We start from the raw sequence: 24,467 nt of genomic DNA, 5'->3' as shown, positions 1-24,467 counted from the left end.
AGCTTATCAGAATTCTCTGATATCGGCATATTACAGGTTACGCAACAAATCTCTGTTGTGCCATAGTTTTAATGCTTCACTTGGTTAGCACTTGGTTAGCACTTGGTTAGCACTTGGTTAGCACTTGGTTAGCGTGAGTAAATGACAAATATAAAAAAACCCGCTCAGGGAGCGGGTTTTTATTTAACTTAGTAAAGACGAATTATAGTACGTCTACTGCGTTAAGGTCAGCGAATGCTTTCTCAAGACGAGTAACCATAGAAGCTTGACCAGCACGTAGCCATACGCGTGGATCGTAGTACTTCTTGTTTGGCGCGTCTTCGCCAGTTGGGTTACCGATTTGACCTTGTAGGTAGTCACGGTTGTCAGCTTCGTACTGACGGATACCATCCCAAGTTGCCCACTGTGTATCAGTATCGATGTTCATTTTGATAACACCGTAGCCGATAGACTCTTGGATTTCTGCTTCAGTAGAACCAGAACCACCGTGGAATACGAAGTTTAGAGCGTTAGGTGCAATACCGAACTTCTCTGCACAGTATGCTTGAGAGTCACGTAGGATAGTTGGAGTTAGTACAACGTTACCTGGCTTGTATACGCCGTGTACGTTACCGAAAGATGCTGCGATAGTGAAACGGTGTGAAACAGCGTTTAGCTTCTCGTATGCGTAAGCAACGTCTTCTGGAGAAGTGTATAGCTCAGATGCGTCCATGTGAGAGTTATCTACGCCGTCTTCTTCACCACCAGTACAACCAAGTTCGATCTCGATTGTCATGTTCATTTTAGCCATGCGCTCTAGGTACTTAGCACATGTTTCGATGTTCTCTTCTAGAGACTCTTCAGAAAGGTCTAGCATGTGAGAAGAGAATAGAGGCTTACCAGTTTGAGCGAAGAACTCTTCACCAGCGTCTAGTAGACCGTCGATCCATGGAAGAAGTTTCTTAGCAGCGTGGTCAGTGTGTAGGATAACTGGCACACCGTAAGCTTCAGCAACAGCGTGAACGTATTTAGCACCCGCTACAGCACCAAGGATTTGAGCACCTTGACCTTCAAGTTTAACGCCTTTACCAGCGAAGAAAGCTGCACCGCCGTTAGAGAACTGAACAACAACAGGAGATTTAACTTTCGCTGCTGCTTCTAGTACTGCGTTTACAGAGTCAGTACCAACAACGTTTACTGCTGGAAGTGCAAATTTGTTCTCTTTTGCTACTTCAAATACTTTCTGTACGTCGTCGCCAGAGATAACACCTGGTTTTACGAAATCGAAGATCTTAGACATGGATTTAATCCTATTTATCTGTCGTTTTAAAAATAAAACTTGTTAAGTTTAAATTCTTGCAAACGTTTGCTCACAACTCGCGCTATTCTAGCAAAAAAGTGTGATGTGCAGCAAACAAGAAAGCGGGAGAGTCACTCCCCCGCTTTCGTTTAATTACTTAGCGCGCTCTTCAAGCATCGCAACCGCTGGTAGTACTTTACCTTCAACAAACTCAAGGAATGCACCGCCACCAGTAGAGATGTAAGAAACGTCAGCTTTAATACCAAACTTGTCGATAGCCGCTAGCGTATCACCACCACCTGCTACAGAGAAACCTGCAGACTGAGCGATTGCTTCAGAGATACCTTTAGTACCCGCTTCGAAGTTCTTGAATTCGAACACGCCTACAGGACCGTTCCAAAGGATAGTTTTCGCGTTGCCGATGATTTCAGCTAGAGCCGCTGTTGACTCTGGACCTAGGTCGAAGATCATATCGTCGTCAGCCACTTCAGAAACGTGCTTAATTTCAGCTTCTGCGTTCTCATCAAATGCTTTCGCACATGCAACGTCAGTTGCTACTGGGATTGAACACTCTTTCATTAGCTTTTGCGCTGTTTCAACTAGGTCAGCTTCGTATAGAGACTTACCTACGTTGTGGCCATCAGCTGCGATGAATGTGTTTGCGATACCACCACCAACAACAAGTTGGTCAGCAACTTTAGATAGAGATTCTAGAACTGTTAGCTTAGTAGAAACTTTAGAACCACCTACGATAGCAACAAGTGGACGCTCTGGGTTGTCCATTGCTTTGCCTAGTGCTTCCAGTTCAGCAGCAAGTAGAGGACCCGCACACGCAACAGGTGCGTTCATGCCAACACCATGAGTAGATGCTTGAGCACGGTGAGCAGTACCGAATGCATCCATTACGAAGATGTCACACAATGCAGCGTATTTCTTAGATAGTTCTTCTTCGTTCTTCTTCTCGCCTTTGTTAAAGCGAACGTTTTCAAGAACAACTAGCTCACCAGTGTTTAGCTCTAGGCCATCTAGGTAATCTTTTGCTAGTTTAACTTCGCAATCTAGAGCATCGTTTAGGTAGTTAACAACAGGTTGTAGAGAGAACTCTTCTGCGTATTCACCTTCAGTAGGACGACCTAGGTGAGAAGTAACCATAACTTTCGCGCCTGCTTCTAGACAGTGCTTGATTGTTGGTAGAGACGCTAGAATACGTGCATCAGAAGTCACTTTGCCTTCTTTTACTGGTACGTTTAGGTCCGCACGGATAAATACACGTTTACCTGCTAGGTCCAGGTCAGTCATCTTGATTACAGACATGTTGTGTCCTCTCAAATTTTCAATAAGTAAAGTTTTCAGTAGCCCGGCAACCCTGCCAGACCTATTAATTCTTCAAACGCTGTTGGTATAGTGGAGATGCTCAATATTTATTTCAAGGGTTAAAATAAACATTTCTCCCAGCTTCTGCTTTACAACTTACTCAGCAGATTGCATTGCGAGCGCTGTATCCAACATACGGTTCGCAAAGCCCCATTCGTTATCACACCAAACGAGCATTTTTACTAAGTGCCCATTACTCACTCGAGTCTGTGTACCATCGACAATCGCACTATGGGGATCATGATTAAAGTCGATCGAAACGAGCGGCGCTTCAGTATAGTCAACAATGCCCTGTAATGTACACTGAGATGCGTTAACAATGGTTTGATTTACGTCATTAACTTTCACATTTGTATTAATTGTGACACTTAAATCCATCGCTGTGACGTTTACTGTCGGTACTCTTACAGAAATTGCTTCAAATTTGTTGGAAAATTTCGGGAAGATTCTTTCAATCCCTTTATGCAACTTAGTGTCCACAGGAATGATCGATTGGCTCGCTGCACGGGTACGTCTTAAATCTGAATGGTAGGCATCTATGACTTGCTGATCATTCATGGAAGAATGGATAGTAGTGATTGTGCCAGACTCAATCTCAAATGCATCATCCAACGCTTTAATGATGGGAACAATACAGTTGGTGGTACAGGAACCATTCGAAACTACATTATGCTCCGCTCTGAGCGTCTCATGATTGACGCCATAGATAATAGTGTTATCTAGATCGTTAGCCCCTGGGTGTGAAAACAAGACTTTCTTGGCTCCTGCTTTGATGTGTTCCTGGCCATCAGCTTGAGTGCCAAATACACCTGTGCAGTCGAGAACTAAATCCACTTCGAGATCACGCCAAGGCAGTAGCTCAATATCATTAAGATGAAGGATACGGACGGAATCAAACTCACCAGTGCCTTGATGAGGAGTATCATGGTGGATATAGATGTGCTCTTGATCGTTGGTCACTTTTCTACCAAAACGACCATGACTAGTATCATATTGAAGTAGATGGGCCATCGCATCCGGTTGCGCCAGTTCATTCACCGCCACTACCTTTATTTGTTGGTTTTTGCCACTTTCATATACCGCTCGCAAAACATTACGGCCAATACGTCCAAACCCGTTGATCGCAACTTTCAGCATAACTCCATCGCCCTACATCATTTTCGTGTCACAAATACTACCCGATAGTAGGCCAAAGCGCATTAAGTTAGTGATGTGTGCCGAACAATTGAAACTGTATAACTTGATTAATAAGCCAGCAATATAGATAGTCACTGTGTGAGGTTGTTTTCCTTATGGCTGTTTCTTATCTAGTTTCATCAACCAAAGGAAATGACTATGTCTGGGTACCCAGCCACTCACTTTTGTAAACAGTGCGAACAAGAAACACCCCATAGTGAAATGCTTGTAAGAAAGACCAGCAGCTACGACACGGATACTTCTTTGTTAGGTAGAGTCAAACTGATGGCTCATGCCTTTATTAATGGTGGTCACTACTATGACATGGACAGATATGTCACGTGTAAAATCTGCGGCCACAAAGAGAAGGATAATTGGGGTAACGAGTTTGAGTAGTCGCTACTTATTCTCAGATTGAACGCATAAAAAACCGAGCCACTAGGCTCGGTTTTCATTGTCCAGCTACTCAAATTATTGGAGCTGCAATTACGCTGCAGCTTCAACTATCAAGAGCATACTAAGCAAGAAGCTCTTTTGCTGTTTTTACTACGTTTTCCGTAGTGAAACCGAACATCTTGAACAATTCACCTGCTGGCGCAGATTCACCGAATGTAGTCATACCGATGATCTTGCCACCAAAGCCAACATACTTGTACCAGAAGTCAGCGATGCCAGCTTCAACAGCGATACGAGCCGTTACGTCAGATGGAAGTACAGCTTCACGGTACTCAGCGTCTTGCTTGTCGAATGCGTCAGTTGCAGGCATAGATACTACGCGTACCTTCTTGCCTTCAGCTGTAAGTTCAGCAGCCGCGTTAACCGCTAATTCAACTTCAGAACCAGTTGCGATAAGGATTAGCTCTGGCTTGCCTTCACAATCTTTCAGGATGTAACCACCGCGAGCGATGTTTGCTACTTGCTCTTCGCTACGCTCTTGCTGTGCAAGGTTTTGACGGGAGAAGATTAGCGATGTTGGACCATCTTTGCGTTCGATAGCCAGTTTCCAAGCGACTGCAGACTCAACTTGGTCACATGGACGCCATGTGCTCATGTTTGGCGTTAGACGTAGAGAAGCCATTTGCTCAACCGGTTGGTGAGTTGGGCCATCTTCGCCAAGACCGATAGAGTCGTGCGTGTAAACTTGGATGTTCTGAACTTTCATCAGAGCAGCCATGCGCATTGCGTTACGAGCATATTCCATGAACATTAGGAAAGTTGCACCGTATGGTACGAAACCACCGTGCAGAGCGATACCGTTCATGATAGCTGTCATACCGAATTCACGTACACCGTAGTGGATGTAGTTACCAGACGCATCTTCAGCAGACACAGACTTAGAACCAGACCACATAGTTAGGTTAGAAGGCGCAAGGTCAGCAGAGCCGCCTAGGAATTCTGGTAGCATAGCACCAAACGCTTCTAGCGCATTTTGCGATGCTTTACGTGATGCGATGTTTGCAGGATTCGCTTGAAGGTCAGCAATGATTGCGTTTGCTTTCTCTTCCCACTGTGCTGGTAGTTCACCGTTTAGGCGACGCTTAAGCTCTGCTGCTTCTGCTGGGTATGCCGTTGCATAAGCATCGAACTTAGCATTCCAAGCTGCTTCTTTAGCTGCGCCTGCTTCTTTTGCATCCCACTCAGCATAAACGTCAGCAGGAATTTCAAAAGGACCGTACTCCCAACCAAGTTCTTTACGAGTCGCTGCGATTTCTTCAGCGCCTAGTGGTGCACCGTGACAGTCGTGTGAACCAGACTTGTTTGGTGAACCAAAGCCGATAATCGTTTTAGTACAGATTAGAGTTGGGCGTGGGTCAGATTTCGCTGCAACGATAGCCGCGTTGATCGCTTCTGGATCATGACCGTCTACTGCTGGGATTACGTGCCAGCCGTACGCTTCAAAACGCTTAGGCGTATCGTCAGAGAACCAACCTTCAACTTCACCATCGATTGAGATGCCGTTGTCATCCCAGAAAGCGATTAACTTACCAAGACCTAGCGTACCGGCTAGAGAACATGCTTCGTGAGAGATACCTTCCATTAGACAGCCGTCACCCATGAATGCATAAGTGAAGTGGTCAACGATGTCGTGGCCTTCTTTGTTGAACTGTGCTGCAAGTGTCTTCTCAGCTAGCGCCATACCAACAGCGTTAGTGATACCTTGACCTAGTGGACCCGTAGTTGTCTCGATACCTGGTGCGTAACCGTACTCTGGGTGACCTGGTGTCTTAGAGTGTAGTTGACGGAAGTTTTTCAGATCATCGATAGACAGCTCGTAACCAGCTAGGTGCAGTAGCGAGTAAATCAGCATTGAGCCGTGGCCGTTTGATAGTACGAAACGGTCGCGGTCAGCCCACTCTGGGTTAGCTGGGTTATGGTTTAGATGTGAGCGCCAAAGAACTTCAGCGATATCAGCCATACCCATAGGTGCGCCTGGGTGACCAGAGTTAGCTTGTTGAACACCATCCATGCTTAGAGCGCGGATTGCATTAGCGAGATGTTGACGAGAAGACATGTCAGCTCCTGAGTGCATTAAGCGAATCGAAATAAAATGGGCGATAATTCTCTCAAAGCGCCACCAGCACTGCAATCGTTTTCCAAGTCAAAAGCTCACAAATTTCCTAGCTTTCGCAGCAAATCGATAAAAGTTACTAATATTTCGTACAATTAAAGCAAACGATTGTCTTGTTAGGTTTTGAAAAAGAGCTTGTAATTCGAGCGATAAAAATTAGAATAGACGTCTAGATGTAGATACACCTACAGATATCAAGATTATTTATAAGTGTTCCACGATTGATAACGGAGCACTCTCTAAAATTAAAAGTGGAGCTCACATGGCTAAGCACCTGTTTACTTCTGAGTCTGTTTCAGAAGGTCATCCAGATAAAATCGCAGACCAAATCTCTGATGCAGTTCTAGACGCAATCATCGAGCAAGACCCAAAAGCACGTGTTGCGTGTGAAACTTACGTCAAAACCGGCATGGTGATGGTTGGTGGTGAAATCACGACATCAGCATGGGTCGATATTGAAGAGCTAACTCGCCAGACTGTTCGTGAAATTGGTTACGTTCACTCTGACATGGGTTTCGATGCTGACTCTTGTGCAGTTCTAAACACCATCGGCAAACAGTCTCCAGACATTAACCAAGGTGTTGATAAAGCTGACCCTAAAGAGCAAGGCGCTGGTGACCAAGGTATCATGTTCGGTTACGCGACTAACGAAACTGACATCCTAATGCCAGCTCCGATTACTTACTCTCATCTTCTTGTTCAAAAGCAAGCTGAAGTACGTAAAAACGGTACACTGCCATGGTTACGTCCTGACGCGAAGTCTCAGGTAACTTTCCAGTACGACCAAGGTAAGATCGTTGGTATTGATGCAGTTGTTCTTTCTACCCAGCACTGTGATTCAATCTCGACTCCTGACCTACGTGAAGCAGTAATGGAAGAGATCATCAAACCAGTACTGCCTTCTGAGTGGATCAACAAAGAGACAAACTTCTTCATTAACCCAACCGGCCGTTTCGTAATCGGTGGTCCTATGGGTGACTGTGGTCTAACAGGTCGTAAGATCATCGTTGATACCTATGGCGGCGCAGCTCGTCACGGTGGTGGTGCTTTCTCTGGTAAAGATCCATCAAAAGTAGACCGTTCTGCAGCATACGCAGCACGCTACGTTGCGAAAAACATCGTTGCTGCTGGCCTAGCGGATCGTTGTGAAATCCAACTTTCTTACGCAATCGGTGTTGCTGATCCAACATCTATCATGGTTGAAACCTTCGGCACTGAAAAAGTATCGCAAGACGTTATCGTTGAAGCTGTACGTCAAAACTTCGACCTACGCCCATACGGTCTACAAGAGATGCTGAACCTACTTCAGCCTATCTACAAGAAGACTGCGGCATACGGCCACTTCGGTCGCGAAGAGTTCCCATGGGAAGCGACAGATAAAGCCGCTCTTCTACGTGAGTTCGCTGGTCTGAAGTAATCTTTGATTAAACTATAAAAATATTGAGAACGTCTGGATTACCAGACGTTCTTTTTTTATGCGCAAAAAAACATCAAGAAATTTGTATTTTTTTGCCATGCGGTCAATAGTTAAAAATATGTTAACGAACAAATCGAAAATCGACTTTGTTTCGTAAGCTGTTTAACTGATGCGCCGCTTACATTATTAGAGGTCGCCAAGCCGGGCATCGAGTTTCGTTCACTGTCGCTCAAGAGCACAGTGTAGGTAGAGAATCGATCAAGGAGGATATATGCCTCGTACGGTGAATCCACACGACTTCGATGACAAGAAAAAAGAAGTCAAAGACTCAGAATACGCCCGCACGATTCCGTGTAATCAGGTCAGTATTTCTGCCCCGTTCCACTGGTTGTCGCTCGGTCTGCATGACTTTGTCCGCATGCCACTTATCAGCGCCTTTTACGGTTTGTGCTTTATGGCCGCCGCAATAGGTATTGTTTTACTTGTCCAATGGCAGGGCACTCACTTAGTCGTGATGCCAAGTCTCGTTGTGTATATGCTTATTGGTCCTTTCTTGGCGCTTGGTCTTTATGACGCGAGCTGGGAAAGAGAAAAAGGCCATAGTGCAAGCCTACTTCACTCAATGAAAGCGATTGGTCGCAACTCCTCTTCTCAATGGGCATTCGCCGTGTTACTGGCGGTATGCATGATCTTCTGGATGAGAATTGCAGCACTTCTACACGCTCTATATCCATCCGTCCAAGGCGCACCGCTAACAGAGTTTCTGCCTTTCTTAGTCATAGGGTCACTGGTTGGTTTTGTCTTAGCATGTGTCGTATTCAGTATCTCCGCGTTTTCCATTCCATTAATGATGGAGCGCCGAGTTGATATGATGACTGCAGTTTTCTCAAGCTTTAATGCAGTGAAATCGAATATTCCAGCCATGATTGTCTGGGCTGCCCTCATTTGTGGCGGTATTCTCGTCGGCTTTGCGACCTATGGAATCGGAATGCTGTTTACCATGCCAATTCTTGGTTATGGTACTTGGCATGCTTATCACGAAACGATCAAGAAAAAGCATCACCCATAAGTCGCGCTCTAAGCTGAACCAGTATATGATTCGCCTCTCACTATAGAGGCGTTTTTATTTGGGGTGTGCGTTGGATTTGGAACTTGAATACCGAGCAAATAAGGTCATGGCTGACTGTATCCAGACCGCATCACAAACATTTAAGCGCTCATTTCCTCTCCCGCAATTGAGCTTCAATCTACGCGGCAAAGCGGCAGGTAAAGCCTATTTACAGCTGAATGAGATTCGCCTCAACCCTGTTTTGTTCACAGAGAACCAGCAAGCATTTTTAGCGGAAGTTATTCCTCATGAAGTTGCTCATCTGATTACCTACCAAGTCTATGGCCGCGTTCGACCACATGGTAAAGAGTGGCAAGGAGTGATGGAAGCCGTATTTAACGTGCCAGCCCGCACCACCCACAGCTTCGAAACAACATCAGTACAAGGGAAAACCTTTGAGTACGACTGTGGCTGTAGCACTTATCCGTTATCCATTCGTCGTCACAACAAAGTGCTACGTAATCAAGCAAGCTACCGTTGCCAGCAGTGCCAACAACCACTCAGCTTTACCGGCAAGCAACTGTCATAATTAAGTAAAGCATCATTAATTTATAGCTAGATTTGCGTGTTAAACTGTAGTTATTACTACTTTTCTAACACTTATTCATGAACAAATCTCTGTGGTTATCTGCTATCGGCTTGTTGTGCACTACTGCTGTACTTGCTGCGCCCCCTTCATCTTTCTCTAAAGCCAAAAAAGAAGCGGTAAAGATTTACGCTGACCATCCAACCAGTTTTTACTGTGGCTGCAATATTTCATGGCAAGGTCGCAAAGGAATACCTGACTTAGAATCGTGTGGTTATCAGGTACGTAAACAGCAAAAACGAGCATCACGCATCGAATGGGAACATGTTGTTCCGGCTTGGCAGTTTGGTCACCAACGTCAATGTTGGCAAAATGGTGGACGTAAGAACTGCACCAAGAATGATAAAGCCTTCCGTATGATGGAGGCTGACTTACATAACCTGACTCCTGCGATTGGTGAAGTTAACGGTGACCGTTCCAATTACAACTTCAGTCAGTGGCATGGTGTCGATGGCGTAAGCTATGGTCGCTGTGAAATGCAGGTCAATTTTAAGCAGCGCAAGGTGATGCCACCGGATCGCGCTAAGGGTTCCATCGCCCGTACCTATCTGTACATGAGCCAAGAATATGGCTTTCGCCTCTCTAAGCAGCAAACACAGTTAATGAACGCATGGAATAAGCAGTTCCCTGTCGACCTTTGGGAATGCGAGCGTGAACAACGCATCTTCAAGATTCAAGGCAATCACAACCCATTTGTGTATCAAGCTTGCCAAGCGTTATAAGTTAGCTCAAAAGAGTTTCTGGTAATTAGTTGGAAACTCTTTCTAACCCTTGTTTTTTAAACCTAAAGCATCCATGTTAGAGAGAACTTCAAATCTCTTGTTGGAAATCGAGACACCATGCGAATCCCACGAATTTACCACCCAGAAGCCATTTCTCAGTTAGGCTCTTTGATGCTCAGTGATGACGCTGCTGGCCATATCGGCCGCGTGCTGCGCATGAAGGAAGGACAAGATATTTTACTGTTTGATGGTAGTGGGGCTGAGTTTCCAGCAACCATAGCGAATGTGTCGAAGAAATCAGTAGAAGTCGACGTCACGGAACGAATCGAACGCAGCTCTGAATCACCGCTCGACCTACATCTTGGTCAAGTCATTTCACGCGGTGACAAAATGGAGTTCACCATTCAAAAATCTGTTGAGCTGGGTGTAAACACCATTACTCCTCTCATATCAGAACGCTGTGGCGTTAAGCTTGATCAAAAGCGTTTTGAAAAAAAACTCGCTCAATGGCAAAAAATTGCTATTAGTGCTTGCGAGCAATGCGGACGTAACACCGTACCTGAAATTCGCCCAATTATGCAGCTTGAAGAGTGGTGCGCTGAAGAGTATGACGGCTTGAAGCTCAATCTTCACCCTCGCGCAAAATACTCAATCAATACCCTACCCGCACCTGTTGAAAAAGTGCGCCTGTTGATTGGCCCTGAAGGTGGGCTGTCCGCAGAAGAAATCTGCATGACTGAAGAATACAAATTTGAAGAGACGCTGCTTGGACCGCGCGTATTACGTACAGAAACAGCGGCTCTCACTGCAATTACAGCCTTGCAAGTTCGTTTCGGCGATCTTGGTTAAACGGAGAAAATACATGATCAAATTAGGTATCGTAATGGACCCAATCTCGTCCATTAACATCAAAAAAGACTCTAGCTTTGCCATGATGCTTGAAGCGCAGCGCCGCGGCTACGAAATTCACTACATGGAAATGCACGACCTACATCTAGATCAAGGTGTAGCCATCGCAGATACCAAAGTTGTTGAACTAAAAGAAGATCCAAACGCTTGGTATGAGTTCAAGTCGGAGCAAACTATTGAACTGTCTGAGTTAGATGCCGTATTGATGCGTAAAGATCCTCCGTTTGATACTGAGTACATCTACGCGACATACATTCTAGAGCGCGCTGAAGAGCAAGGTACATTGATCGTCAACAAGCCGCAAAGCCTACGTGACTGTAATGAAAAGCTATTCACGGCTTGGTTCCCTGAGCTCACTCCGACTACGATTGTGACGCGTAAAGCAGATAAGATTAAAGCTTTCCGTGAAGAGCATGGTGATGTGATCCTAAAACCTCTTGATGGCATGGGTGGCGCTTCGATCTTCCGCGTTAAAGAGAACGATCCTAACGTTTCGGTGATCATTGAAACCTTGACCAATCATGGTCAAAACTACGCAATGGCACAGACTTTCGTTCCTGATATCAGCAACGGCGACAAGCGTATTCTTGTCGTTGACGGCGAACCAATGCCTTACTGCTTAGCACGAATTCCAGCCAAAGGTGAAACTCGCGGTAACTTAGCGGCAGGTGGTACAGGTGAAGCTCGGCCACTTAGTGAGACAGATAAAAAGATCGCTGAGGCTGTAGCGCCTACACTTAAAGAAAAAGGACTGATCTTTGTTGGTCTCGACGTTATTGGTGACAAGCTGACAGAAATCAATGTAACAAGCCCAACATGTATTCGTGAAATCGAGGCTGCATTCGATGTGTCAATTACAGGCAAGCTAATGGATGCCATTGAGCGCCGCTTAAAGGCCTAATCATATTTGGGCAACGCTATTGGTTGCCCTCCTTTTGTAAGTGGGAGTCTTTATGAATTTAACCAACCATTTTTTAGTGGCAATGCCGGGGATGAAAGATCCCTACTTCCAGCGCAGTGTTATCTATGTGTGCGAGCACAATGAAGATGGCGCGATGGGTTTAATGATTAATGCTCCTATCGATATCACCATAGGTAAAATGTTGGAACGAGTCGATGTAGAGCCCTCTCACCCGAAACTTGTGACCGAGAGTTTAGACAAGCCAGTGCTTAACGGCGGCCCTGTCTCTGAAGATCGCGGTTTCATTCTTCATCAGCCTAAAGATGAATATGAATCGAGCATCAAGATGACGGATAACATCTCTGTCACCACCTCTAAAGATATTCTTGGCGTACTTGGGACAGAGGCTGAACCAAACCACTATATCGTCGCTTTAGGTTATTCAGGCTGGGAAGCTGGTCAGCTAGAAATTGAGCTCTCTGAAAACTCTTGGTTAACCGTAGAAGCGGATCCAAACGTGATGTTCGATACTCCAATCAATGAACGTTGGCAGAAAGCGGTGCAAATGCTAGGTATTGACGTCTCGCAGCTCTCAAGTGATATCGGCCACGCATAACAAATAAGATACCTTTTTATGTCTAGAACAATTATGGCCTTTGATTTCGGCACCAAAAGCATTGGTAGTGCGATTGGGCAAGAGATCACAGGCACAGCTTCACCACTAAAAGCATTTAAAGCCAATGATGGCATTCCAAACTGGGATGATATCGAGAAACAGATTAAAGAGTGGCAACCCAATTTACTGGTTGTTGGCTTACCCACCGATCTGTATGGCAAAGATTTAGAAACCATTACGCCAAGAGCAAAAAAGTTCGCCAACCGCCTACATGGACGTTTTGGTCTGCCTGTTGAACTTCATGATGAAAGGCTATCTACCATGGAAGCACGCGCCGATCTGTTCGAGATGGGCGGCTATAAAGCCTTGAGCAAAGGCAATGTTGATTGCCAATCTGCGGTAGTCATTTTAGAAAGTTGGTTTGAAGCCCAATGGGGTGAGTAATCACTTACACCACTATTTGCAAAACGACAAAAGCTGGCACCGATGCCAGCTTTTTCATTCAACTAAGCCTATAAGTCCTGAGCTTCAATCCAAAGTACAGCGTCTTGCGATAGCTCTTTGCCTTTAAACTCGGTATCTGGACCAGAACCTAGACAAGCGAAGCCCCACTTGCCTGCTGTTGGGATGCCGAAAGTGAACATACCGTTGTCGTCTGTAATCGCAACGATAGCAGAAGCTGGAGTCGCACGGTGAGTGTCTTTACCAAACGCATTTGCTTTAGTATCGATATCAGTGTTGAGGAATTCAATCTCACACTCAACGCCAGCTGCTGGCTTACCCTCAGATAGAAGTTGACCAGTGAATGTGCTGCCTGCAAACACTTGGTAAGGCTTGTTCTTAGGAACGATTTCTGTCTTAAGGCCTAGGGGCTCTTCCCAACCTGTTGGCATTGCACCTTTGTTGATGTAGCGTTTAGTGATCTGTTGGATATAAATGTCTTCGCCACCTTCATAATAAGGTGCTGGTACTAGACCAAAGATGTAATCGCCGTTACGACGGATTTTGTAGTCTACCTTGTATGCATCTGCTTTGTTATCGTGTCCAGCCCAAGAGATTTTCTTCAAATCTTTTAGTAGATCTGTCTTTTCACCTTTGAAGCTTACAAAGAACTCTTCTGGTTGACCCATGTCCATCACGTGACCATTTTCCATCGGGTGACCAAACACAAGTTTCATGTCGACAGTTGCTGGTTTTTCAAGCTGAGAAGTTGGTGTATACATCAATTGAAAGTGTGCTTGAGAAACTGCGGATAAAGAGAGTGCTGCCATACCAACAGCTAAAGATAGCTTTTTCATTTTTTATTTCCCTAAATATCAATAACTATTCAACAATATCTTTGCCATCGACTTCGATGGAGTGTCCTGGACCTGCATTAAACAGCACTTTGTAAGCGCCTTCAGGCTTATCAAATTCAATTTCACCATCTTGGTTAATTTCAGTTTTGATTAACTCTGTACCTGAACCATCAACAACTAGGATCTCTACACCAGCAGCAGAGGAACCATCGGAGAAGCCACCTTCACAAAGAATGGTGTTATCTCCGAAGTCATAACAGGAAAATAAAGGAGTATGTGCAAGTGCCATGCTAGGTACAGCTGCACTAATCAGTAGTAGCAGGGTCGATTTTTTCATTGTTAATTCCACTTTAAGCTTACGCAAATAGACAAATATTGAGATTAACTCTCAGCTTGATTGAGTGAAGACTAACGATCTAACCCTTTAAATGAAAGTGAGAATAATTCTTAAACTCACCTTCTTTGATTTAAATCATGTTTTTTAGGTTTATTTTTGATTTAATAACAGCCACCTTAATTACAATATTGAAATGAAACTAATAAAAAATAACGTTTATGGAAACCACTCTAAGCCGACTACCCATTAAGGCGCATGCAACTATCACTGCTCACCAGTCCAGTGGAGCGATTCGTCAACGCTTACTCGATTTAGGACTAATTCCACAAACCACTATTGAATTTGTGCGTAAAGCACCTCTAGGCGACCCACTAGAGTTTCGCGTCGGAGCCACCAGCGTCGTGATCAGAAAAACAGAAGCAGACACTGTAATCGTGCGTTTAGATTAAGCGCTGGTAGTGAGGAAGAGTAATGCAACGGAAAAAAGTATTATTAGCTGGCCAACAAAATGCCGGAAAATCAACCATTTTCAACATGCTGACAGGAGCAAGGCAGCATGTCGCCAATTACCCTGGAGTGACCGTAGACAAGAAAACTGGATACTTCTCTAACGATAATGGTGCCTATCAACTCATCGATTTGCCAGGCACCTACAGCTTAAGCTGCTTTTCACTTGAAGAAAGGGTCGCTCGCGACGCATTGCGAAACGAAGCGGCAGATGTGGTCTTGAATGTTGTTGATTCCGCAAACCTTAATCGCTCTTTACATCTCACCATGCAGTTACTTGAGATGGAACTCCCACTCGCCCTCGCGCTCAACATGATGGACGTCGCACAAGCCGAAGGAATTACTATCGACTCACACTCTTTAAGTCAGGAACTCGGCGTCCCTGTCGTTGAATGTATAGGCCGAAAAGGTAAAGGCGTAGAGGGCATCACTACTGCGTTAGTAGAGGCCCAAATTGGCTCAACACCTGTTGAATATCCTCTCTTAGAGCCAGAGCTTACCTCTTTAACCCAGTGGATAGATACCTATATTGAGCCACAGACCTACAGTAACCGCTGGCTTGCTCTACGACTACTTGAAGGTGATAGCCACATCGGAAAGTGGTTAGAAGATTTGATGCCCGAGCCACAGCTTAAGCAGCTAAGTACTAGAGTTGAACAACACTTAGACAAAATTACACAGACATTGAGTGGGACCGTCAGCGATTATATCGTAGCTCAGCGCCATCAGCGTGTATCAACAATTATTCAGCGCTGCACAACTCAATCCCTACACCAAAGTAATCAGCTTTCACTCACCGACAAAATCGATAGGGTGGTTCTCAACAAGTTCGGTGCCCCGCTGTTCTTAATTGCCACTGTGTCTATCATTTACCAGAGCTCTATTGTCTACGGCTATGAGCTGACCAACTATTGGTGGCCATACCTTGCTGCATTTCGTGAGTTGGTGGCAAGCTTACTTCCCGAAGCGGGCTTCTTGCACGACCCTTATGTTCGCTCACTAGGGCTATGGATCGTCGATTCAGCCAACACTCTACTCAACTACATCCCGATCTTTTTGATCCTTTTTGCCCTAATCGCAATATTGGAAGACTCGGGATATATGGCTCGAATCGCGTTTATTTCTGATCGAGTCTTGAACCGATTCGGCCTCCATGGACAAAGCACCCTACCGATGATTTTAGCCGGCGTATTCGCCGGAGGGTGCGCAGTACCCGGCGTTATGGCAACCAAAGGGATACCGGATAACCGAGCCCGTATCGCGACCATCTTAACGGTTCCTTATATGAACTGTTTGGCTAAAGTTCCCCTGTATACACTACTGCTCGGGATCTTCTTTGTTGAAGATAAGTCGTTGATGACATTTTATATTTCAACAATTTCTATTATTGCCGCCCTACTGGTCGCTAAACTACTGACGAAATCGGTGCTGCGACGTACTGAACAAGCACCATTTGTCATGGAACTGCCGCGCTACAACCTGCCTACAGCTCGCAGTGTCGTGACTCGTGCTATGGAGCGAACTTGGATGTACGTTCGCAAAGTCGGGACCATAGTGCTTGCGGTTTCAACCGTCATCTTCGTTCTGCTCCAGTTCCCGGGTATTCCTCAACAGGAGCTCAATGATTATCAACTACGCGCAGAAAAAGCAGTGGCTCAATTCCAAAAAGCAGCCAACAAAACGCAATATGCTGATGCTTTTAATCAACAGACTTTGACGGATCTGGTCAACTTCTACACCGACTATCGTCAAGCAAAACTGAATGCCAAAGGCGCACAAGCCTCGCAGAAGGTAAACGCCGATTTTCAAGCTAGCAATGAGCTCTACTTTGCGATTACTGCTCGTAAGGGTGATAAAGATGCCAAGAAGCTTAACAAACCACTGCGCAAGCTTGCTTCCGAACGTAAGAAAATTCGTCGCGAAATGAAAGAGCGACGCTTAGAAGCTTCCTTACTGGGTAGTTTTGGTCGCTCCATTGAACCTGTGACGCAATTTGCTGGCTTTGATTGGAAAATCAACGTCGCGCTGTTCTCTTCCTTTGCAGCGCGCGAAAGCAGTGTCGCAACCTTAGGGGTGCTGTTCCAACCAGAAGAGGACAGTAATCAAAAGCTTGAGCAACGAATGGCAGAATCAGATGAACTGGCGGGCCATGGTGAGGTTGCGGCAGTGGCACTTATTCTGTTCTTCATTCTATACCCGCCTTGCCTAGCGACCGTGATGATGATTAAGGTCCAAACGGGTCAGTACAGATGGCTGCTGCTATCGATTTTCTTACCCACTTTACTCGGCTTTACTGTTGCAACAGCGGTGTACACCATTGGGACTCGCTTCGCACTCAGTGGCATTCAAGTCATGTCGCTGACTTACTTCTCCGCTCTATTGGCATTACTTATGGTAGGTATACGCGATAGTGCACAACAGAAAAAGCAGGGTAAACCGATCCCAATTCAGATGATTGAGAAATAGCCATGTATCAACAAAACGTAGAAATGTGGGACATCCTAACCCTAGTGGTCGTTGTCGCCATCGCCGTGGGTTACCTCTACTTCCGTTTGGTGAAAAAGAAAGGTAGTTGTGGCAATGGATGTGGCGGTGACTGCGCCTCTCAAACTAAAAAGAAGTAACAACTTAAACGAGAAAACCCAGCCAGTACGGCTGGGTTTTATTTTAATATCACAGAGTTAAAAATAGTAATCGCTAGAGGCTAGAAGACTAGTCCATATCAATCTTCACGCCACTGAGTGATCCTGAGCTAGATACATCACCACGTTGTGTTTTAAGCATTAGGCGTAAATCATTAGCTGAATCCGCACTGTGCATGGCATCTTCTTCACTGATCTTGTCTTCAACTACCAGCTGATAAAGCGCCTGATCAAAGGTTTGCATGCCAACCTCTTTCGATTTAGCCATGGTCGCTTTGAGCTCATGCAGCTCGCCACGACGGATCAGATCCGACACGCGTGGGCTGTTGAGTAAAACTTCAAACACGCCGTGCCGACCTTGACCATTTTTATCTCGAATAAGTTGCTGACCTATCACACCACGTAGGTTCATCGATAAATCAAATAGAAACTGCTCTTTTTGTTCCTTAGGCACCAGATGGAGGATACGCTCTAACGCTTGGTTGGCATTGTTTGCATGAAGGGTTGCCATACACAAATGCCCAGTTTCAGCAAAGGTCATCGCGTATTCCATCGTCTCACGTGTACGAATCTCACCTATTAAGATCATATCTGGAGCTTGGCGCAGTGAGTTCTTCAACGCCACTTCATAGCTTTCGGTATCTAACCCCACCTCACGTTGCGTCACAATACAACGCTGATGCTCATGAACAAACTCTATCGGGTCTTCCACCGTCAAAATATGCCCTGTCCGCTGACTATTACGAAACCCAGTCATTGCAGCCATGGTTGTTGACTTACCCGAACCCGTCGCTCCAACCACCAGCACCAAACCCCGTTTCGCAATCGATAAGTCTTGCAAAACATCCGGTAACTTAAGCTCATCAAAGGTCGGTATCTTGGTTTCAATTCGGCGAATCACCGCCCCGGGCAATTCGCGCTGATAAAATGCAGAGACACGGAATCGACCAAAGTGACGCACAATGGCAAAGTTCGCTTCCTTGCTCGAATGAAACTCGTGTTGGCGATCATGATCCATAATCCCATCCAACAAAGAGCTCACAACAGCGTGCGATAGTTTGTCCCCGTGTGCACGCAGCTCTCCATCGACACGGTAAAGAATTGGCGCATCAACTGTGATGTAAAGATCAGACGCATTCTGGTCGATCATCTGTTGCAAAAAAACATCAATATCCATAACTCTTTCCGCCTAACTAGAACATTGAAGTTTCAAGTTCGATCTTCTTCGCTACTTCATCTTGATCAACAAGACCTTGTGCAATCAACTGCTTGGCATTTTGCTCCATGGTTTGCATGCCATGTGCCGCACCGGTTTGAATCACAGAAAACATCTGAGCAACCTTGTCTTCACGGATCAAGTTACGGATTGCCGGTGTGGCCATCATGATCTCATGGCACGCGGTCCGGCCACCGCCAATTCGCTTCAGCAGCTTTTGTGCAATAACTGCGCGTAATGACTCAGAAAGCATAGAGCGAACCATGTCCTTATCACTCCCCGGGAAAACATCGATAATACGGTCGATGGTTTTTGCCGCTGAACTGGTATGCAAAGTACCAAACACCAAGTGCCCGGTTTCTGCTGCTGTCAGTGCTAGGCTGATTGTCTCTTGGTCACGCAACTCGCCCACTAAGATCACGTCTGGATCTTCACGCAATGCACTGCGCAGCGCATTATTAAAGCTATGGGTATCTCGGTGGACTTCGCGTTGGTTGATTAAGCACTTATTATTGCTATGAACAAATTCAATTGGGTCTTCAATCGTCAGAATATGTTTATTGTGGTTGCGGTTGATATGGTCAACCATCGCCGCCAAAGTAGTGGACTTACCCGAGCCTGTAGGGCCCGTCACCAGTACCAAGCCTTTTTCCATATTGGAGATGCTTTCGAAGATTTGCGGGGCTGACAATTGCTCTAAGGTCGGAATCTCGGTCGGGATGGTACGAAATACCGCTGCGCAACCACGCGCTTGGTTAAATGCATTAACACGGAAGCGACCAACATTCGGCAGCTCAAAAGAAAAGTCGACCTCAAGGCGCTCTTCAAATTCACTGCGTTGACCATCATTCATAATTTCGAATACTAAACGATGCACATCTGCATGGCTAAAAGCAGGTACGCCAAGCTTTCTTACTTCACCATCTATCCGTACCATTGGAGATACTCCGGCAGAAAGATGTAGATCTGAAGCATTATGCTTTACACTAAAATCCAGTAATTCGGCGATATCCATTTAAAATCCTTAAGTAAAATCTGCTATGACTAGTATTCAACAAAATATTGAACAGATCACCTCACAGATTGAGGGCGCACAACAAAAGTGTGGACGCGGTCGAGACACAGTGCAACTTCTGGCAGTCAGTAAAACTAAGCCAGTCGAGGCAATTTTAGAGGCAGCTCAAGCCGGGCAAGTCTCTTTTGGCGAGAACTATGTGCAGGAAGGCGCAAACAAAGTCGAGTATTTTGCCGAGCACCATCCACAGTTAGAGCTTGAGTGGCACTTTATCGGTCCAATTCAGTCGAATAAATCACGCCATGTTGCTGAGAGCTTTGCTTGGGTTCATACCGTTGATAGAGCCAAGATTGCTAAGCGCCTCAACGAACAAAGGCCAGATGGTATGGCACCAATACAAGTGCTAATCCAAGTTAACACCAGTGGTGAAGATTCGAAGTCAGGCATCAATGATGATGAAATCTTTGAGCTAGCAGAGTTGATTTCTAGCCTGCCCAACCTCACTTTAAGAGGATTGATGTCAATTCCGGCTAACGTCTCAGACTATGCCTCTCAGCTAGACGCCTTTACTCAGCTAGCTCAACTCAAAGAGAAGCTTGCGCAGCGTTTTCCAGAGCAAAACATCGATACCTTATCAATGGGGATGAGCGGCGATATGCAAGCAGCAATTGAAGCTGGCAGTACTATGGTACGTATCGGCACAGCGATATTTGGCGCACGAGATTACAGTAACAAAGCGTAAGCGGTTCACAAGGATCACAACAGTAATGGAACATAAGAAAATTGCCTTTATCGGCGCAGGAAACATGGTTAAAGCCATAGTGTCGGGCTTAGTGGCTGATGGTTATCCAGCGGAGCTCATTACAGCGACTGCGCCGTCAGAGACACGCCGAGTGCCTTTAGAGCAAGAGTTTGGAATTCGTACCACCGATGACAACACCCTAGCTGCGCAGCAAGCAGACGTTGTCGTACTGTCGGTAAAACCTCAAATGATGGAAGAAGTGTGTAAACCACTGCAAGACATCAATTGGTCACAAAAACTGGTGATTTCCATTGCTGCTGGTATTCAAAGTGCTCGCTTTGACCAAATGCTTGATTGTGAACTTAACCTTGTACGCGTCATGCCGAACACGCCTTCGCAACTCGGACTAGGTATGAGTGGCCTTTATGCGCCAGAAAAAGTATCGCAGCAAGACAAAACCTTCGCCGCTGCGCTAATGGAATCATGCGGCAAAGTATGCTGGGTTGAACATGAATCTGGCATCAACAATATTATTGCGGCGGCCGGCAGCGCACCTGCGTATTTCTTCTTGTTTATGGAAGCAATGCAAGCTGAAGCCATCGCTCAAGGTTTTGATAAACAAACGGCTCGCTTGCTGGTACAACAATCGGCTCTTGGCGCTGCTAGCATGGTTGAAGGTAATCCCGATACTGAACTTTCAACCCTGCGTGAGAACGTGACTTCAAAAGGTGGCACCACCGCAGAAGCGCTGCGAACATTCAACCAACATCAACTTTCAGATATAGTAGCCAAAGCGATGCAAGCCGCGGTTTCACGCGCTGAAGAGATGGAAAAATTATTTTAAATGACCAGAGCAATAGTCTCTAGACAATAAGGGTAACCTATGAATTCAATGAGTTTTCTGATTTCCACCCTGTTTGATCTCTACATCATGGTGGTGATCTTACGTATTTGGTTACAAGCTGCCCGTGCAGACTTCTATAACCCGTTTTCGCAATTTATCGTCAAGGCTACTCAACCAGTGATTGCACCGCTACGTCGTGTAATCCCTTCTGTCGGCAGCCTTGATTTAGCGACTCTGCTATTTGCCTATGTGCTTTGTGTGCTTAAATTTGTCGCGCTTATTCTAGTCGCTTCAAATGGCTCCGTTTCATTCAGTGCTGACTTCCTATTCTTAGGCCTATTGTCATTGGCTAAAGCAGCAGGCGGCTTATTGTTCTGGGTGCTATTAATCCGCGCAATTCTAAGCTGGGTGAGCCAAGGCCGTAGCCCGATTGAGTATGTTTTCCATCAGCTAACAGAGCCTATGCTAGCGCCGATTCGTCGTATTATTCCTGCGATGGGTGGCTTTGACCTAAGCGTACTGGTGCTGTTTATTGCGCTACAGTTTGCCAATTTCTTGATGGGTGACCTGATCGGCCCTATCTGGTTCCAACTATAATGTCACAAGCAGCTTGGTTTGATGGTGAAGACCTTGTTATTCGGCTCTATATTCAGCCGAAAGCAAGTCGAGATAAGATTGTAGGTCAACACGGCGAGGAGCTGAAAATAGCGATTACAGCGCCTCCTGTCGATGGTAAAGCCAACGCTCATCTGAGTAAGTATCTCGCCAAGCAATTTAAGGTGGCAAAGGGATTAATAACAATAGAAAAAGGCGAGCTGGGCAGACATAAACAAGTCCGAATCAGCTCTCCATCCCAAATACCTAACGAGATAGAAGCCATCCTGTGATGGCTTTTTATTTGTGTTCATCTAGAGCACACGCCCAATACAAAGGAAGCATTATGAAACAATGGATCACTCTTATTCTTGCTACAGCCTTAGCCCTACCTGCATGGGCAGGTCAGTTTAAAACCATTAAAGATGTTGAAGTACATTATTCAGCCTTTAACTCAACCTTTTTAACCCCTCAAGTCGCGCGCAGCTACAAACTCAAGCGTAACGGTTACTCAGCTATTCTCAATATAAGCGTGTTAGATAACTCTCAAGTGGGCAAACCTGCGATCACCGCAGAGCTTTCTGGCAGCGCAAAAAACCTGATTGGTCAAACGCGCGAACTCAGCTTCCGCGAAGTGAAAGAAGGCAGTGCTATTTACTATCTTGCTGAGTTTCCGATCTCAGACGAAGAGCGACTCACCTTCAACATTGACGTTAGCGCTGGTAATAAAGGCGCAGGGGCATTAAAGTTCACCCAAAAATTTTATGTCGAAGAATAGAAATCGACAGTCGAGAAATAGACAAGGCGATACGATGAAAAGCAATAAGATTGTTCTAGCGACCGGTAACCAAGGCAAAGTTCGCGAAATGGCGGATTTACTGTCTGACTTTGGTTTTGATGTTGTTGCTCAAAGCGAGTTCAATGTGTCTGAAGTAGCAGAGACAGGAACAACATTCATTGAAAACGCTATCATCAAAGCGCGTCATGCTGCTAAAGAAACTGGGCTTGCCGCTATCGCCGATGATTCCGGTCTCGAAGTTGATTTTCTCAAGGGTGCTCCTGGTATTTACTCGGCTCGTTATGCAGGTGAAGATGCGAGTGATCAGCAGAACCTAGAAAAACTGCTTGAAGCAATGAAAGATGTCCCAGAAGAACAACGCACTGCTCGCTTTCACTGCGTGCTAGTGCTGATGCGTCATGAGCACGACCCAACCCCAATCGTCTGTCACGGTAAATGGGAAGGCCGTATCTTAACTAAAGCACACGGCGAGAATGGCTTTGGCTACGACCCTGTATTCTTTGTGCCTGAAGATAATTGCGCTTCAGCAGAGCTAGTACCTGCACGTAAAAAGCAGCTTTCGCACCGCGGCAAAGCATTGAAACAGCTTTTTGCGACGCTATCTGAGCAAGCGGTCTAGGTCATCTTTTTCACCACTATGAATCAGTTAATTCCACCAGCACTGAGTCTTTATGTACACATCCCGTGGTGTGTACAAAAGTGCCCTTATTGCGACTTTAACTCGCACGCGCTCAAAGCAGATATTCCAGAGCAAGAGTACATTGCGGCCCTGCTACAAGATTTAGATGCAGATATTGAGCGCTACCAGATTGCAGACAATCAGCGCCAACTGCACTCGATTTTTATTGGTGGCGGAACGCCAAGTCTGATTTCAGCCCAAGGGATCGCAGACTTGTTGCAAGGTATCGAGGCACGAATTCCATTCAAGTCAGACATCGAAATCACAATGGAAGCCAACCCCGGAACCATAGAAGCAGAGCGTTTTGCTGGCTACCAAAAGGCGGGGGTGACTCGAATATCTGTTGGTGTACAAAGTTTTGAGCAGCAGAAACTAGAAAGGCTTGGCCGCATTCACGGTCAAGATGAAGCGGTAAATGCAGCTAAGCTTGCCCATAAAATTGGCCTCAACAGCTTCAACCTCGATCTTATGCATGGCTTACCGGATCAGTCTGTCGGTCAAGCACTAAGCGATCTGGAAAAGGCGATCGAACTCGATCCCCCACACTTATCTTGGTATCAGTTGACGATCGAGCCAAACACCATGTTCTACTACAAGCAGCCAACTTTGCCTGACGACGATGATTTGTGGGATATCTTTGAGTTAGGGCATAAAAAGTTAGCTGACGCAGGCTATGTGCAGTACGAGATATCTGGCTACAGCAAGCCCGGTTATCAATGTCAGCATAATCTCAACTACTGGCGTTTTGGTGACTACCTCGGGATTGGTTGTGGCTCGCACGGTAAGATAAGCTTTGCGGATGGTCGCATTGTACGTACTACCAAGATTAAGCACCCTAAGGGCTATCTTGCCGCGTACGATAATATGGTTAAGCCTTATCTCAACAGCGAGCAAGAAGTCGCTTATGAGGATCGCCCTTTCGAGTTCTTTATGAATCGCTTCCGCCTGATAGAAGCATGCCCAAAACAAGACTTCTTAGATACGACAGGGCTTGGCTTTGCAGCCATTCAAGAGACCATAGACTGGGCTATTGAGATGGGCTACATCTACGAGAGTGAGACCCACTGGCAGATCACCGAGAAAGGCAAACTGTTCCTCAATGACTTGTTAGAAGCGTTTATGGTGGAAGAGTAGAGC

At 45.7% G+C, this 24,467-nt stretch carries 27 protein-coding genes; 19 read left to right on the top strand and 8 right to left on the bottom strand.

What is annotated here, in order from left to right; genetic code table 11:
- Window positions 1-202: 202 nt before the first annotated feature.
- The 3 genes from fbaA to epd all read right to left on the bottom strand — a co-directional run bounded on the left by fbaA (window position 203) and on the right by epd (window position 3,790).
- Window positions 203-1,279 carry a class II fructose-bisphosphate aldolase gene (fbaA, locus tag AC6R16_RS19950; RefSeq protein WP_394145729.1) on the bottom strand — a complete coding sequence of 359 codons (1,077 nt, stop codon included), beginning with the start codon at window positions 1,277-1,279 and terminating at the stop codon, window positions 203-205.
- A gap of 153 nt (window positions 1,280-1,432) precedes the next feature.
- On the bottom strand, window positions 1,433-2,593 hold the full coding sequence (locus tag AC6R16_RS19945; RefSeq protein ID WP_038163979.1) for a phosphoglycerate kinase: 1,161 nt from the start codon (window positions 2,591-2,593) through the stop codon (window positions 1,433-1,435).
- Window positions 2,594-2,749: 156 nt separating this feature from the next.
- Window positions 2,750-3,790, bottom strand: a complete 1,041-nt coding sequence (epd, locus tag AC6R16_RS19940; protein WP_500675506.1) for an erythrose-4-phosphate dehydrogenase — start codon at window positions 3,788-3,790, stop codon at window positions 2,750-2,752.
- 198 nt (window positions 3,791-3,988) lie between these two features.
- Between epd and AC6R16_RS19935 the strand changes: the two genes are divergently transcribed.
- Window positions 3,989-4,225: a hypothetical protein gene (locus AC6R16_RS19935; RefSeq protein ID WP_500675505.1), complete on the top strand. Its 237-nt coding sequence runs from the start codon at window positions 3,989-3,991 to the stop codon at window positions 4,223-4,225.
- Window positions 4,226-4,346: 121 nt separating this feature from the next.
- Here the strand turns inward: AC6R16_RS19935 and tkt are convergent, their stop codons facing one another.
- Window positions 4,347-6,341 carry a transketolase gene (gene tkt / locus AC6R16_RS19930; RefSeq protein ID WP_500675504.1) on the bottom strand — a complete coding sequence of 665 codons (1,995 nt, stop codon included), beginning with the start codon at window positions 6,339-6,341 and terminating at the stop codon, window positions 4,347-4,349.
- Window positions 6,342-6,660: 319 nt separating this feature from the next.
- Between tkt and metK the strand changes: the two genes are divergently transcribed.
- The 8 genes from metK to ruvX all read left to right on the top strand — a co-directional run bounded on the left by metK (window position 6,661) and on the right by ruvX (window position 13,101).
- Complete coding sequence (metK, locus tag AC6R16_RS19925; RefSeq protein WP_171326133.1) at window positions 6,661-7,815, top strand: methionine adenosyltransferase; 1,155 nt, start codon at window positions 6,661-6,663, stop codon at window positions 7,813-7,815.
- A 271-nt stretch (window positions 7,816-8,086) separates the two neighbouring features.
- Entirely contained in the window at window positions 8,087-8,884 is a 798-nt protein-coding gene (locus tag AC6R16_RS19920) for a DUF2189 domain-containing protein (protein ID WP_500675503.1), read from the top strand.
- 70 nt (window positions 8,885-8,954) lie between these two features.
- Window positions 8,955-9,452: a SprT family zinc-dependent metalloprotease gene (locus AC6R16_RS19915; RefSeq protein WP_500639192.1), complete on the top strand. Its 498-nt coding sequence runs from the start codon at window positions 8,955-8,957 to the stop codon at window positions 9,450-9,452.
- A gap of 77 nt (window positions 9,453-9,529) precedes the next feature.
- Window positions 9,530-10,231 (top strand): endonuclease, encoded by a 702-nt coding sequence (locus tag AC6R16_RS19910; RefSeq protein ID WP_500639191.1) that lies wholly within the window; start codon window positions 9,530-9,532, stop codon window positions 10,229-10,231.
- Between the two features lie 117 nt (window positions 10,232-10,348).
- Entirely contained in the window at window positions 10,349-11,080 is a 732-nt protein-coding gene (gene rsmE, locus AC6R16_RS19905; RefSeq protein ID WP_500639190.1) for a 16S rRNA (uracil(1498)-N(3))-methyltransferase, read from the top strand.
- 13 nt (window positions 11,081-11,093) lie between these two features.
- Window positions 11,094-12,041, top strand: coding sequence for a glutathione synthase (gshB, locus tag AC6R16_RS19900; protein WP_239826808.1), 948 nt, complete (start codon window positions 11,094-11,096; stop codon window positions 12,039-12,041).
- Between the two features lie 52 nt (window positions 12,042-12,093).
- Window positions 12,094-12,657 (top strand): YqgE/AlgH family protein, encoded by a 564-nt coding sequence (locus AC6R16_RS19895; RefSeq protein ID WP_004742520.1) that lies wholly within the window; start codon window positions 12,094-12,096, stop codon window positions 12,655-12,657.
- 18 nt (window positions 12,658-12,675) lie between these two features.
- Window positions 12,676-13,101 carry a Holliday junction resolvase RuvX gene (gene ruvX, locus AC6R16_RS19890; RefSeq protein ID WP_045957217.1) on the top strand — a complete coding sequence of 142 codons (426 nt, stop codon included), beginning with the start codon at window positions 12,676-12,678 and terminating at the stop codon, window positions 13,099-13,101.
- Between the two features lie 68 nt (window positions 13,102-13,169).
- On the opposite strand, the gene AC6R16_RS19885 is transcribed toward ruvX, so the two are convergent.
- Window positions 13,170-13,955: a DUF4198 domain-containing protein gene (locus tag AC6R16_RS19885; protein WP_171326114.1), complete on the bottom strand. Its 786-nt coding sequence runs from the start codon at window positions 13,953-13,955 to the stop codon at window positions 13,170-13,172.
- Window positions 13,956-13,980: 25 nt separating this feature from the next.
- Entirely contained in the window at window positions 13,981-14,292 is a 312-nt protein-coding gene (locus AC6R16_RS19880) for a hypothetical protein (RefSeq protein ID WP_494505482.1), read from the bottom strand.
- Between the two features lie 218 nt (window positions 14,293-14,510).
- Here AC6R16_RS19880 and AC6R16_RS19875 point away from each other — a divergent pair, with 218 nt between their 5' ends.
- The 3 genes from AC6R16_RS19875 to AC6R16_RS19865 are packed head-to-tail and all read left to right on the top strand — an operon-like array spanning window position 14,511 to window position 17,423.
- Window positions 14,511-14,741: a FeoA family protein gene (locus AC6R16_RS19875; protein WP_500675502.1), complete on the top strand. Its 231-nt coding sequence runs from the start codon at window positions 14,511-14,513 to the stop codon at window positions 14,739-14,741.
- A gap of 22 nt (window positions 14,742-14,763) precedes the next feature.
- The gene (feoB, locus tag AC6R16_RS19870) at window positions 14,764-17,265 is read left to right on the top strand and encodes a ferrous iron transport protein B (RefSeq protein ID WP_500675501.1); all 2,502 of its coding nucleotides are present in this window, start codon (window positions 14,764-14,766) and stop codon (window positions 17,263-17,265) included.
- Between the two features lie 2 nt (window positions 17,266-17,267).
- Window positions 17,268-17,423: a FeoB-associated Cys-rich membrane protein gene (locus AC6R16_RS19865; RefSeq protein WP_004742514.1), complete on the top strand. Its 156-nt coding sequence runs from the start codon at window positions 17,268-17,270 to the stop codon at window positions 17,421-17,423.
- Between the two features lie 88 nt (window positions 17,424-17,511).
- Here the strand turns inward: AC6R16_RS19865 and AC6R16_RS19860 are convergent, their stop codons facing one another.
- Together AC6R16_RS19860 and AC6R16_RS19855 are read right to left on the bottom strand one after the other, a co-directional pair.
- Window positions 17,512-18,618: a PilT/PilU family type 4a pilus ATPase gene (locus AC6R16_RS19860; protein WP_500675500.1), complete on the bottom strand. Its 1,107-nt coding sequence runs from the start codon at window positions 18,616-18,618 to the stop codon at window positions 17,512-17,514.
- A 16-nt stretch (window positions 18,619-18,634) separates the two neighbouring features.
- The gene (locus AC6R16_RS19855) at window positions 18,635-19,672 is read right to left on the bottom strand and encodes a type IV pilus twitching motility protein PilT (RefSeq protein WP_004742512.1); all 1,038 of its coding nucleotides are present in this window, start codon (window positions 19,670-19,672) and stop codon (window positions 18,635-18,637) included.
- A 25-nt stretch (window positions 19,673-19,697) separates the two neighbouring features.
- On the opposite strand from AC6R16_RS19855, the gene AC6R16_RS19850 reads away from it, so the two are divergent.
- From AC6R16_RS19850 to hemW, 7 genes are read left to right on the top strand one after another with little or no spacing between them, the layout of a single operon-like run.
- Window positions 19,698-20,414, top strand: coding sequence for a YggS family pyridoxal phosphate-dependent enzyme (locus tag AC6R16_RS19850; RefSeq protein ID WP_500675499.1), 717 nt, complete (start codon window positions 19,698-19,700; stop codon window positions 20,412-20,414).
- A 25-nt stretch (window positions 20,415-20,439) separates the two neighbouring features.
- Window positions 20,440-21,258, top strand: coding sequence for a pyrroline-5-carboxylate reductase (gene proC, locus AC6R16_RS19845; RefSeq protein WP_500675498.1), 819 nt, complete (start codon window positions 20,440-20,442; stop codon window positions 21,256-21,258).
- A gap of 39 nt (window positions 21,259-21,297) precedes the next feature.
- Entirely contained in the window at window positions 21,298-21,855 is a 558-nt protein-coding gene (locus tag AC6R16_RS19840) for a YggT family protein (protein WP_004742509.1), read from the top strand.
- The gene (gene yggU / locus AC6R16_RS19835; RefSeq protein WP_004742508.1) at window positions 21,855-22,145 is read left to right on the top strand and encodes a DUF167 family protein YggU; all 291 of its coding nucleotides are present in this window, start codon (window positions 21,855-21,857) and stop codon (window positions 22,143-22,145) included. Before AC6R16_RS19840 ends, yggU begins: the two co-directional genes overlap by 1 nt.
- A gap of 53 nt (window positions 22,146-22,198) precedes the next feature.
- The gene (locus tag AC6R16_RS19830) at window positions 22,199-22,630 is read left to right on the top strand and encodes a DUF4426 domain-containing protein (protein WP_049845523.1); all 432 of its coding nucleotides are present in this window, start codon (window positions 22,199-22,201) and stop codon (window positions 22,628-22,630) included.
- A 34-nt stretch (window positions 22,631-22,664) separates the two neighbouring features.
- The gene (locus AC6R16_RS19825; protein ID WP_500675497.1) at window positions 22,665-23,270 is read left to right on the top strand and encodes an XTP/dITP diphosphatase; all 606 of its coding nucleotides are present in this window, start codon (window positions 22,665-22,667) and stop codon (window positions 23,268-23,270) included.
- Window positions 23,271-23,288: 18 nt separating this feature from the next.
- On the top strand, window positions 23,289-24,464 hold the full coding sequence (gene hemW / locus AC6R16_RS19820; RefSeq protein ID WP_500675496.1) for a radical SAM family heme chaperone HemW: 1,176 nt from the start codon (window positions 23,289-23,291) through the stop codon (window positions 24,462-24,464).
- The last annotated feature ends 3 nt before the right edge of the window (window positions 24,465-24,467 follow it).

It is taken from the genome of Vibrio sp. R10-SG3-ISO10 (genome assembly GCF_059834185.1).
This window is presented reverse-complemented; position numbering and strand designations above follow the sequence as displayed.

Excerpts from the sequence above, each read along its gene's own strand:
- rsmE (WP_500639190.1), top strand. The coding sequence starts at position 10,349 with ATGCGAATCCCACGAATTTACCACCCAGAAGCCATTTCTCAGTTAGGC.
- fbaA (WP_394145729.1), bottom strand. The coding sequence starts at position 1,279 with ATGTCTAAGATCTTCGATTTCGTAAAACCAGGTGTTATCTCTGGCGAC.
- AC6R16_RS19880 (WP_494505482.1), bottom strand. The coding sequence starts at position 14,292 with ATGAAAAAATCGACCCTGCTACTACTGATTAGTGCAGCTGTACCTAGC.
- AC6R16_RS19885 (WP_171326114.1), bottom strand. The coding sequence starts at position 13,955 with ATGAAAAAGCTATCTTTAGCTGTTGGTATGGCAGCACTCTCTTTATCC.
- ruvX (WP_045957217.1), top strand. The coding sequence starts at position 12,676 with ATGTCTAGAACAATTATGGCCTTTGATTTCGGCACCAAAAGCATTGGT.
- AC6R16_RS19850 (WP_500675499.1), top strand. The coding sequence starts at position 19,698 with ATGACTAGTATTCAACAAAATATTGAACAGATCACCTCACAGATTGAG.
- AC6R16_RS19920 (WP_500675503.1), top strand. The coding sequence starts at position 8,087 with ATGCCTCGTACGGTGAATCCACACGACTTCGATGACAAGAAAAAAGAA.
- AC6R16_RS19860 (WP_500675500.1), bottom strand. The coding sequence starts at position 18,618 with ATGGATATTGATGTTTTTTTGCAACAGATGATCGACCAGAATGCGTCT.
- AC6R16_RS19935 (WP_500675505.1), top strand. The coding sequence starts at position 3,989 with ATGTCTGGGTACCCAGCCACTCACTTTTGTAAACAGTGCGAACAAGAA.
- AC6R16_RS19825 (WP_500675497.1), top strand. The coding sequence starts at position 22,665 with ATGAAAAGCAATAAGATTGTTCTAGCGACCGGTAACCAAGGCAAAGTT.
- AC6R16_RS19830 (WP_049845523.1), top strand. The coding sequence starts at position 22,199 with ATGAAACAATGGATCACTCTTATTCTTGCTACAGCCTTAGCCCTACCT.
- AC6R16_RS19855 (WP_004742512.1), bottom strand. The coding sequence starts at position 19,672 with ATGGATATCGCCGAATTACTGGATTTTAGTGTAAAGCATAATGCTTCA.
- epd (WP_500675506.1), bottom strand. The coding sequence starts at position 3,790 with ATGCTGAAAGTTGCGATCAACGGGTTTGGACGTATTGGCCGTAATGTT.
- proC (WP_500675498.1), top strand. The coding sequence starts at position 20,440 with ATGGAACATAAGAAAATTGCCTTTATCGGCGCAGGAAACATGGTTAAA.
- yggU (WP_004742508.1), top strand. The coding sequence starts at position 21,855 with ATGTCACAAGCAGCTTGGTTTGATGGTGAAGACCTTGTTATTCGGCTC.
- AC6R16_RS19910 (WP_500639191.1), top strand. The coding sequence starts at position 9,530 with ATGAACAAATCTCTGTGGTTATCTGCTATCGGCTTGTTGTGCACTACT.
- AC6R16_RS19875 (WP_500675502.1), top strand. The coding sequence starts at position 14,511 with ATGGAAACCACTCTAAGCCGACTACCCATTAAGGCGCATGCAACTATC.
- hemW (WP_500675496.1), top strand. The coding sequence starts at position 23,289 with ATGAATCAGTTAATTCCACCAGCACTGAGTCTTTATGTACACATCCCG.
- AC6R16_RS19945 (WP_038163979.1), bottom strand. The coding sequence starts at position 2,593 with ATGTCTGTAATCAAGATGACTGACCTGGACCTAGCAGGTAAACGTGTA.
- AC6R16_RS19865 (WP_004742514.1), top strand. The coding sequence starts at position 17,268 with ATGTATCAACAAAACGTAGAAATGTGGGACATCCTAACCCTAGTGGTC.
- AC6R16_RS19895 (WP_004742520.1), top strand. The coding sequence starts at position 12,094 with ATGAATTTAACCAACCATTTTTTAGTGGCAATGCCGGGGATGAAAGAT.
- feoB (WP_500675501.1), top strand. The coding sequence starts at position 14,764 with ATGCAACGGAAAAAAGTATTATTAGCTGGCCAACAAAATGCCGGAAAA.
- metK (WP_171326133.1), top strand. The coding sequence starts at position 6,661 with ATGGCTAAGCACCTGTTTACTTCTGAGTCTGTTTCAGAAGGTCATCCA.
- tkt (WP_500675504.1), bottom strand. The coding sequence starts at position 6,341 with ATGTCTTCTCGTCAACATCTCGCTAATGCAATCCGCGCTCTAAGCATG.
- gshB (WP_239826808.1), top strand. The coding sequence starts at position 11,094 with ATGATCAAATTAGGTATCGTAATGGACCCAATCTCGTCCATTAACATC.
- AC6R16_RS19840 (WP_004742509.1), top strand. The coding sequence starts at position 21,298 with ATGAATTCAATGAGTTTTCTGATTTCCACCCTGTTTGATCTCTACATC.